This is a genomic window from Moorena sp. SIO2C4 (genome assembly GCF_010672485.1).
GTDB lineage: Bacteria > Cyanobacteriota > Cyanobacteriia > Cyanobacteriales > Coleofasciculaceae > Moorena > Moorena producens.
In genome coordinates, this window is the sequence record NZ_JAAHGN010000283.1 from 1 (window position 1) to 7,686 (window position 7,686).

10 protein-coding genes are annotated in these 7,686 nt (G+C 43.1%); 1 reads left to right on the forward strand and 9 read right to left on the reverse strand.

The window, feature by feature from the left end; genetic code table 11:
* Window positions 1-52: 52 nt before the first annotated feature.
* Entirely contained in the window at window positions 53-247 is a 195-nt protein-coding gene (locus F6K20_RS16225) for a hypothetical protein (RefSeq protein ID WP_008179787.1), read from the reverse strand.
* A 266-nt stretch (window positions 248-513) separates the two neighbouring features.
* Between F6K20_RS16225 and F6K20_RS16230 the strand changes: the two genes are divergently transcribed.
* Window positions 514-1,080 carry a Uma2 family endonuclease gene (locus F6K20_RS16230; protein ID WP_044492281.1) on the forward strand — a complete coding sequence of 189 codons (567 nt, stop codon included), beginning with the start codon at window positions 514-516 and terminating at the stop codon, window positions 1,078-1,080.
* A 39-nt stretch (window positions 1,081-1,119) separates the two neighbouring features.
* On the opposite strand, the gene F6K20_RS16235 is transcribed toward F6K20_RS16230, so the two are convergent.
* From F6K20_RS16235 to F6K20_RS16270, 8 genes are all read right to left on the reverse strand, one after another.
* Complete coding sequence (locus F6K20_RS16235; RefSeq protein ID WP_008179783.1) at window positions 1,120-1,404, reverse strand: DUF1816 domain-containing protein; 285 nt, start codon at window positions 1,402-1,404, stop codon at window positions 1,120-1,122.
* A 79-nt stretch (window positions 1,405-1,483) separates the two neighbouring features.
* Window positions 1,484-2,527: a 23S rRNA (guanosine(2251)-2'-O)-methyltransferase RlmB gene (gene rlmB, locus F6K20_RS16240; RefSeq protein ID WP_008179781.1), complete on the reverse strand. Its 1,044-nt coding sequence runs from the start codon at window positions 2,525-2,527 to the stop codon at window positions 1,484-1,486.
* 14 nt (window positions 2,528-2,541) lie between these two features.
* Window positions 2,542-3,030: a Mini-ribonuclease 3 gene (locus tag F6K20_RS16245; RefSeq protein WP_008179779.1), complete on the reverse strand. Its 489-nt coding sequence runs from the start codon at window positions 3,028-3,030 to the stop codon at window positions 2,542-2,544.
* 177 nt (window positions 3,031-3,207) lie between these two features.
* Entirely contained in the window at window positions 3,208-3,576 is a 369-nt protein-coding gene (locus F6K20_RS16250; RefSeq protein WP_044492280.1) for an STAS domain-containing protein, read from the reverse strand.
* Between the two features lie 364 nt (window positions 3,577-3,940).
* Window positions 3,941-5,098, reverse strand: a complete 1,158-nt coding sequence (gene carA, locus F6K20_RS16255) for a glutamine-hydrolyzing carbamoyl-phosphate synthase small subunit (protein WP_008179774.1) — start codon at window positions 5,096-5,098, stop codon at window positions 3,941-3,943.
* Window positions 5,095-5,637: a GIY-YIG nuclease family protein gene (locus tag F6K20_RS16260; RefSeq protein WP_008179772.1), complete on the reverse strand. Its 543-nt coding sequence runs from the start codon at window positions 5,635-5,637 to the stop codon at window positions 5,095-5,097. Before F6K20_RS16260 ends, carA begins: the two co-directional genes overlap by 4 nt.
* Before the next feature lie 36 nt (window positions 5,638-5,673).
* The gene (locus F6K20_RS16265) at window positions 5,674-6,000 is read right to left on the reverse strand and encodes a hypothetical protein (protein ID WP_008179770.1); all 327 of its coding nucleotides are present in this window, start codon (window positions 5,998-6,000) and stop codon (window positions 5,674-5,676) included.
* Window positions 6,001-6,512: 512 nt separating this feature from the next.
* On the reverse strand, window positions 6,513-7,460 hold the full coding sequence (locus F6K20_RS16270) for a Sll0314/Alr1548 family TPR repeat-containing protein (RefSeq protein WP_287295314.1): 948 nt from the start codon (window positions 7,458-7,460) through the stop codon (window positions 6,513-6,515).
* Window positions 7,461-7,686 lie beyond the last annotated feature (226 nt).

Sequence of the window (7,686 nt, forward strand, 5' to 3'; positions counted from 1 at the left end):
TACTTTGCCCACCCTACTTTTAGATCTGGTGGGCAAATGCCGCGAAGTTTGTTCAACTCAAAACCAACCGTTGTTGCTTAAGTAGTTGCTGCTGCTGCCAGAGGGATTCAACTTCTGCCTGTAAGTGAAGGTACTTTACTTGCTGGTCAACCCCATAAACTGATGTCATCAATTTCTTCACCTGGGGGTCAGCAGTGACAACAGAACGGGAATTGCTCTGCCAGTGGGCATTGGATAAATCTGTCATATGATCGGAAGAAGTTAACATCTTTATACTAAGTATTTTTGCTTGCTAAAAACTCCACGTAATTGTATACCAAATTTCCATCACATGCTAACTATACTTGGAACCCCCACACCCCACACCCTACACCCCACGCCCCACACCTGAGGTCTTTGTAAAAAACCTACCCTTATGAGATCTCCCCATCTCCCCACACTTCCCAGCCTCCCTGTAATTATGGGTATTCAACCTGACTTGATATTAATCATTCCACTAAGGAGACAGTCATGATGCAGCCTGTTGTTCTTAACCTAGAGAGAGTCAACCTAAGCGATCAACAATTCCACAATCTATGTCAGGCGAATCAAAATCTACAACTTGAGCGTAATGCCAAAGGAGAGCTAATCATCATGCCACCTGTAGGCGGATGTAGCGGAAATCGAGAAGCAAGTCTAATCAGTCTGTTGTGGTTATGGAATAATCAAACCAAACTAGGTCAAGTGTTTAGCTCCTCAACTATTTTTCGCTTACCCAATGGAGGAGATCGATCCCCTGATGCTGCTTGGATCAGGCTAGACCGTTGGGAAAGTTTAACCCCTGAACAACAGGAGGGATTTCCCCCCATTTGTCCGGACTTTGTAATTGAACTACGGTCTCGCACTGATTCCCTCAAGCCTCTACAGGAAAAGATGCAAGAATATTTGAACAGTGGTTTATGTTTAGGCTGGTTAATTAACCCCCAGAGCAAAGAGGTTGAAATATATCGTCCCAATCAAGCTGTTGAAACTGCTAAATTTCCTGTTACTTTGTCAGGGGAAACTATTCTGCCTAACTTTGAGTTAGCTTTGCCGCTTTAAATGACCTCAGTAGGTTAGTAACTGCGGAATCATCCTTTCTCAAACAATCGGCTTACTCAAGCTAGACAAATCGTCTAGCTCAGTTTGTTCTGGCAACTCATCAAAAATTGTTAGTCTAGTGGGTTTGCAGCGTTTGAGAGTTACTATAATGCCTTGAGCTCCTTCATCTTCTAAGTCTTCAATGTATCCATATTTGGCAGCCTGAGCCTCCTGCTGGTTAACAAAGGGTCCAAAGTAGTAGGTACACTTGGGGGTTTCGGTGATGATTTCCACCCAAAACGCTAACCCTAAGACGTCGAAGATTTTGATTAAGGCTTCTTTCATGAAATCTACCTAGTTTCAAGGATAATCTCTGTTAATTTAATCGGCTTTTAAACCTTTTTATCCTCCATTTACTTTAGTTTTATTGTTTTACAATCTGTTCATTGGAAGTACTATCGATATACAGTAAATCTGACCAACGCTGCCGATAGGTTTCATATAACACCATAGCAGTTGCTGCTGAGGCATTGAGGCTAGGGGTCTTACCCTGTAATGGAATTGAAATTAACATGTCACAGCAGCTTTGTGACCTTAGGCTTAAACCATTCCCCTCTGAACCTATTACTAATACTACTGAACCAGTCAAATCAACTTTGTGTAAAAGTTTACCAGTGCCAGCAGCAGTTCCGTAAATCCAAAAGCCCGCAGTTTTCAACTGCTCTAGGGCATTACTGAGATTGACAACTCTGGCAATAGGAAAGGTTTCTAGAGCTCCTGCTGCCACTTTCCTCACAGTTGAGGTGACACCAACAGCTCGACGTTGGGGTATTACTAAGCCTTGAGCCCCTAGAGCTTCTGCCGTACGAATAATCGCCCCTAAATTTTGAGGATCATTAATGCCATCACAAGCCAATAAAACTGGCTGCTCAGTTGCCCATTTTGCTTTGTCAATTAAGTCATTTAAATCTATGTAGTTGTAAGATGCTATTTGAGCTGCCACACCCTGATGGTTACCACCTTTAGTAATTTGGCTCAGGCGTTTTGGTGCTACTTCATCAATTACTGTACCGTTGGCCTTGGCTTGAACCAGTAAGGAGTGAAAGCGAGGATCGTAACGCAGCTGGGAAATAATCCAAACTCGGTTTAGCTGGTGCTGGTTTTGGAGAGCTGCTATAACTGAATGACGCCCGTAGATTAAGTCACTCTCTTCTTCTGTGCTACTTACAAGTTTTGACTTAGGGTACCCATGCTGCTTCGGCTGAGTTTCCTCGGAGTGATGGGAATGTTTTGCCCGTGGCTTTCTAGAGTGGTAGTTCTTTCGAGGGGGTTTCCCGTTCTTTTGAGAATTGCCTGGGGTCGAAGGAGATAATTTTTTATTCTCACCTTGCCGATCAGAGGACTTCCCTAACTTGATCTGGCCAGAAGCATCAGAGGAGGAATCAGAGGAGGGGTTTTGATTAGCCATAATAGAATAAGGGTTTATGGGCTGTCGAGTTTTAGATGAGCCAATAACTGGGTCAACCGTTGAGTATCAGTAAGGTAGAGGTATCCCAGTAAGGTTTCTAAGCTACTAGCTTGTTGATAGATTTCTCGATTGAGACGCCGGGGGGTCTTTGTGGCAGCATTCCGTCCGCGCCGTAAAACGTCTTTTTCAGAAGCAGTTAGGTAAGGTTCAAGCGATCGCAAAATCTTAGCTTGGCTTTCTGCTCTCACATGAGCCACTACCTGGTTATGATAGTCACAGATTCGCCTCGGTGGTAGCAGATAGTGGGTTCGGATGTAAAGTTCATAAACAGCATCTCCTATATATGCCAAGGATGCTGGGGAAATCTGTTGAATTTTGGCAATTTGATCAACTTTCGCCATGAATTGCCTAAATCGAAACTCTGTCCACAATACTATAGAGTCAGTTCCACCGCCATGGCTATCCTCTTCCAAGGGGTCTAATTGTGCATCTGTTTGAGCCATCTTTGGGGTATCACGGTCTTTTGTTTATTAGAGCAAATTTGACATCCTTCCACAATTTCTGCTTCGAGTATTCAATACATTGACTAAAAGGCAAGTTAATCACACTCAACTCTCACCGATTCCCCACTGCTGAGAAAGTGATGGCGGGTTTTGTCCCCGCCATCACCAACGATTTTGTCATTTACCCTTGACGTTCTCCTCAGCTACCGCCAGAGAATCTTGCAGGGAGAGAAATTTTTCTAGGCGCACTAGTTTCACAGTTTGAGTCACCCGGGGATTGGTCACGACTTGTAGACTTCCTTTAGCAGTTTGAGCTTTCTTTACTAGCTGCACCAAAGCACCCAAACCAGAGCTATCGACAAAATCAATTTTAGATAAGTCCAGAATAATATGCGCTGGACCTTCATCAATACATTTGCCAATAACGTTACGGAGAGTAGATTCCGAAAAGGCATCTAGCAATCCAGTAAGGCGGAAAATTTGATAATTTGACTCGACTTGGCGAGTGCCCCTTAAACTGACTGTAAGGGTTAGTTGTTCAGGAATAACACCCTCCTAGATATAGCTGATAAATATCAATAATTTAATACTTCTACTGTCAAGTTGACTACTGTGACAGTAGATTGATGACTTGGCTACCGTTGATACACGCGCCCTATCACCATACCTTTTTTTGTTGGTTAGCACCTCAAGGGGCTAAAACAACGTCAATATTAGATTATACAACAGTATCAGAGTAATGGGGGTAGGGTAACCGGGTGTAGCGGTAGGGTAAAATTAAGCCAGCCGCAATTGTAACCGATTAATTATAACTGAAGCAGATTTCTTGGTTTGCTGGCAATGCAGGGGTTATTCTATAGCCCCACACCCGCTCACCCTACAGTTGGGGTTTGGCATTGACTATTGGGCGCTATGCTCCTGGGTCGCCGCTACGCGAACGCATCAGCTCGACAAACTGCTGAAATAAATAGTCAGCATCGTGAGGACCAGGACTAGCCTCTGGGTGATACTGTACTGAGAAGAACGGTAAGGATTTGTGACGCAACCCTGCCACAGTGCGGTCATTGAGATTTAGGTGAGTAACTTCCACCTCCGTGCCTAAGGTATCGGGATCAATAGCAAAACCATGGTTTTGGCTAGTAATTTCCACCATTTGCTGCAAACCGGCTGGGTGATTCAAACCTCGGTGACCAAATTTAAGTTTAAAGGTCTGGGCTCCTAGGGCAAGACCAAGAATCTGATGTCCCATGCAGATGCCAAAAATAGGTTGCTGACGCTCCAATAAGGCTTTGGTGGTTGAGATGCCTTCGAGTACTACCGCCGGATCCCCTGGTCCATTGGACAGAAATATCCCATCGGGATTATACTTAGCAATTTCTTCTGGCGGTGTATTAGCAGGGACGACAATTACCCGACAATTGTAGCTCGCTAGACGCTTGAGAATATTACGTTTAATCCCAAAATCGATCGCAACAACTGTCAAAGGCTTGTCCTTTTCCACTCCATCAACCCCAGGACCGAACTCCCAATTGGCTTCCGTAGGATCAGACCATTGGTAAACCTTGTGAGTGCTCACTTCTTTAACTAGATTTAATCCTGCCATACTCGGAGCCCCTTGCACTTCGGACAATAATTCAGCGGAGTCAAGGATTTCTGTGGAAATGGCACCGTTTATCGCACCAATGGAGCGTATTTTGCGGGTTAATGCCCTTGTATCTATGCCGTAAATTCCTGGGATGTTGTGTTCCGCAAGATAATCGGGCAAGGACTGGGTAGAGCGCCAGTTACTGGGCCGGTAGCAGATGTTACGGGCAATTGCCCCTCGGATTTGAGGATGAGCAGATTCTTGATCGGAGGGGTTAACACCAGTATTGCCTAATTCTGGATAGGTGAAGGTCACAATTTGACCGCAGTAGCTGGGGTCTGTCACCACCTCTTGATAACCCGTCATGGCAGTGTTAAACACTACTTCACCAATGGTTGTACCAGTCGCTCCGAAAGACCAGCCTTGGTAAGTTGTGCCATCAGCGAGAACTAGCAGAGCTGGATGAGCCGTTGAGATAGTCATTTTATGTCAAGTAAACCCTTTTCTTTAAGCTTAGGATTGAAGCGAATTTCAGTCTTTACCCCTCGGGATTCTAGCTCATCTTTAATTTTAGCTTCAACTCTCCGAGCAATTTTCTTGAGAATCTTAATTTTTGCTAATTCCTCACTTTGCTCATAGTCTAATTGCTCTGCTTCAGTCATTGTCACTTTAGCATCAATGGGCTGGATCCACAGATTTTCCTGCTCTCCATTTCCCACCGGGATCACACCATTATCTTCAATCCATGCCTTACGAATCGTTTCTAATCGACTCCGGTCAGGTTTTTCAATCGTTTCTACTTTTAGCCAATAGCAGGAGTGATGCTGACGAACTAAATGTTGTTTGATGCTGATATATACATCTCGGGAATAATTCACAAATTTCAGCGTTTTATCTTGGTCAAAAATTGCGTATACACCAATCTTTTTTTGTAAAAATTCTGGTATATTTCCCGTTTCATCCAGATAGGGAATAAATTCTAAATCCTTCAGAGATGGAATTTGATTATCAGAGGTGAGCATGGGATGGGATTAAAAAATAAGATTAAAAACTAAATTTTATTGAAATTTGCGATAAATCCCACACAGGCGACTGGGATTAAAGATTTTGGCTTTGAACATGAAGTTAGGAGGTACATTAATGATGATATAATCATCAGATTCTTGATACTGCTCATATTCCGCTGGCATTCCCTTAGGGGTTGAAGTGGTGTAGGGAACTGGTTTAAACAGTAATTCAGTAAACTCAACCCTTTCAGCTTGAGCCGCTTCAGCTACTTGAGCCAAGAAGTTTTCCCCGGTTAGTAAAGCAAATAACTGGTCTCGGGCTTCTGGAGCTAGGACAAAACTGCTATCGAACTTGTTAATTATCTTGAGGCGAACCATAAGTCAAGGACAATCCCGAATTCTTTAACACAGGGATTATACCTGATCAAGATTCACTCGTGAACAAGACTTCCCTTAAATATACTGCTGAGTTCTGAGTAAGACCTGTCACTGTTCACTAATCCTATAGGATTGCCATAGGAGCACCCACAACGAATGCCCCTACTGTTTTTTTGAAAAAAATGCAGTTAACTATTTACAGTTTACTTTTAACCTTGGCCAATAGGCCACGGGTTCGCTGAAAGCGGGACTTCGTCCATCGCGTTCAACCTTCAACTTAGTTAACCTTAAACCTACCCTATACCGAACCCTAAAGGCGAACAACCTTGGCCAATAGGCCACGGGTTCGCTGAAAGCGGGACTTCGTCCATCGCGTTCAACCTTCAACCTTCAACCTTCAACCTTCAACCTTCAACTTAGTCAACCTTCAACCTTCAACCTTCAACTTAGTCAACCTTCAACCTTCAACCTTCAACCTTCAACCTCTAAACCTTAAACCTTCAACAGTAAACTTAGTCATCCTTCTGAGCCACGTCTGTTCCCCGCTTCCGGATCCGATTCCGTTCCTTCGAGCAATTTCTATCCCCGTCTCTGAGTTTATTTTCAAGTTTGCACTGCTCGTAAGTAATTTGGGCAGCGTGGCGTTTTGGGAGTTGATTCTGTTTTTCTAAAGCTTTGTTAAAAAACTCTAAACTTTCTTGCTCTTGCCCCAGTTTTCGCAAAATTTGTGCTTTAAGGTAAAGTACATCTGGGTTGCTTGGTGTTGTTTCCATTGACCGGTCTACATAGTCTATTGCCTTAGAATATTGCTTTAAATCTCGATATCCTACAGCAATGCCTCGATAGGCTAAATAAGAAGGAAAAGCATAGGTTTCTAACTTGTCAATGGCTTGAGATGGGTCAGAAAATGGTAAATTAACTGCTAACATTAAATCCATATAGCCTGTAATCAAGTTTAGCTCTGGATCATTAGGATCAATTTCTTTGGCTTCATCCAGATATTCAAAAACTTTCTGCAATTTAGTCAAGGCGCTGATGGGACCTTCTTTTTCAAAATCGTAAGCCCCTTCCAAAAAATAACCTACTGCTGTGTAAAGATTACCTCGCAAGGGATCAGAGGCAATCATTTCCTTAGCCTTATTAAGAGTTTTAGTTCCGTAGCTCTTGAAGGTTTCCCAATCTTGATCTAAGTAAGCTAGAGATGATAGCATAGCATAGGTCATGGGTTCTTTAGACTGCCTAGATTCCGATTTTTTTAGATAAGCTTCGGCCTCTTTATAGTTTCCCTCCTTGAAGAAGAAGTCAAAAGCATCTTGAACAGTGTTATCAATGTCCCGAGGATTACTGTCGCGAAAGGGATCAGCTGCCAAGGTGGGCATTCCCCATAAACCGATTAATACAACTGCTGTGCTGACGCAGGCTTTAACTATCTGTTTTGGTGCTCGAAACCGTTGGTTCATCGTCATTCTGGCAATATTAAAAATATATGCTACTAACCTCAGTACTGACGTTGCACTTGATGCCAGGTTCCATGGTACCGGAAGTTGGGGCATAAGATAGTAAGGGACTTGCATGTAAAAAAAATACCAATTAAAGTAGGGTGGGCAAAGTTATCTTATCTATAAGACTCATTTGAACCAAAATGTTTTTGCCCACCCTACAAGCTAAAATCTGGTATTTTATTTT

Bases quoted from the DNA above. Each gene is read 5' to 3' on its own strand.
- F6K20_RS16245 (WP_008179779.1), bottom strand. From the start codon at position 3,030: ATGGCTCAAACAGATGCACAATTAGACCCCTTGGAAGAGGATAGCCAT.
- F6K20_RS16270 (WP_287295314.1), bottom strand. From the start codon at position 7,460: ATGAACCAACGGTTTCGAGCACCAAAACAGATAGTTAAAGCCTGCGTC.
- F6K20_RS16225 (WP_008179787.1), bottom strand. From the start codon at position 247: ATGACAGATTTATCCAATGCCCACTGGCAGAGCAATTCCCGTTCTGTT.
- carA (WP_008179774.1), bottom strand. From the start codon at position 5,098: ATGACTATCTCAACGGCTCATCCAGCTCTGCTAGTTCTCGCTGATGGC.
- F6K20_RS16235 (WP_008179783.1), bottom strand. From the start codon at position 1,404: ATGAAAGAAGCCTTAATCAAAATCTTCGACGTCTTAGGGTTAGCGTTT.
- F6K20_RS16260 (WP_008179772.1), bottom strand. From the start codon at position 5,637: ATGCTCACCTCTGATAATCAAATTCCATCTCTGAAGGATTTAGAATTT.
- F6K20_RS16230 (WP_044492281.1), top strand. From the start codon at position 514: ATGCAGCCTGTTGTTCTTAACCTAGAGAGAGTCAACCTAAGCGATCAA.
- F6K20_RS16265 (WP_008179770.1), bottom strand. From the start codon at position 6,000: ATGGTTCGCCTCAAGATAATTAACAAGTTCGATAGCAGTTTTGTCCTA.
- rlmB (WP_008179781.1), bottom strand. From the start codon at position 2,527: ATGGCTAATCAAAACCCCTCCTCTGATTCCTCCTCTGATGCTTCTGGC.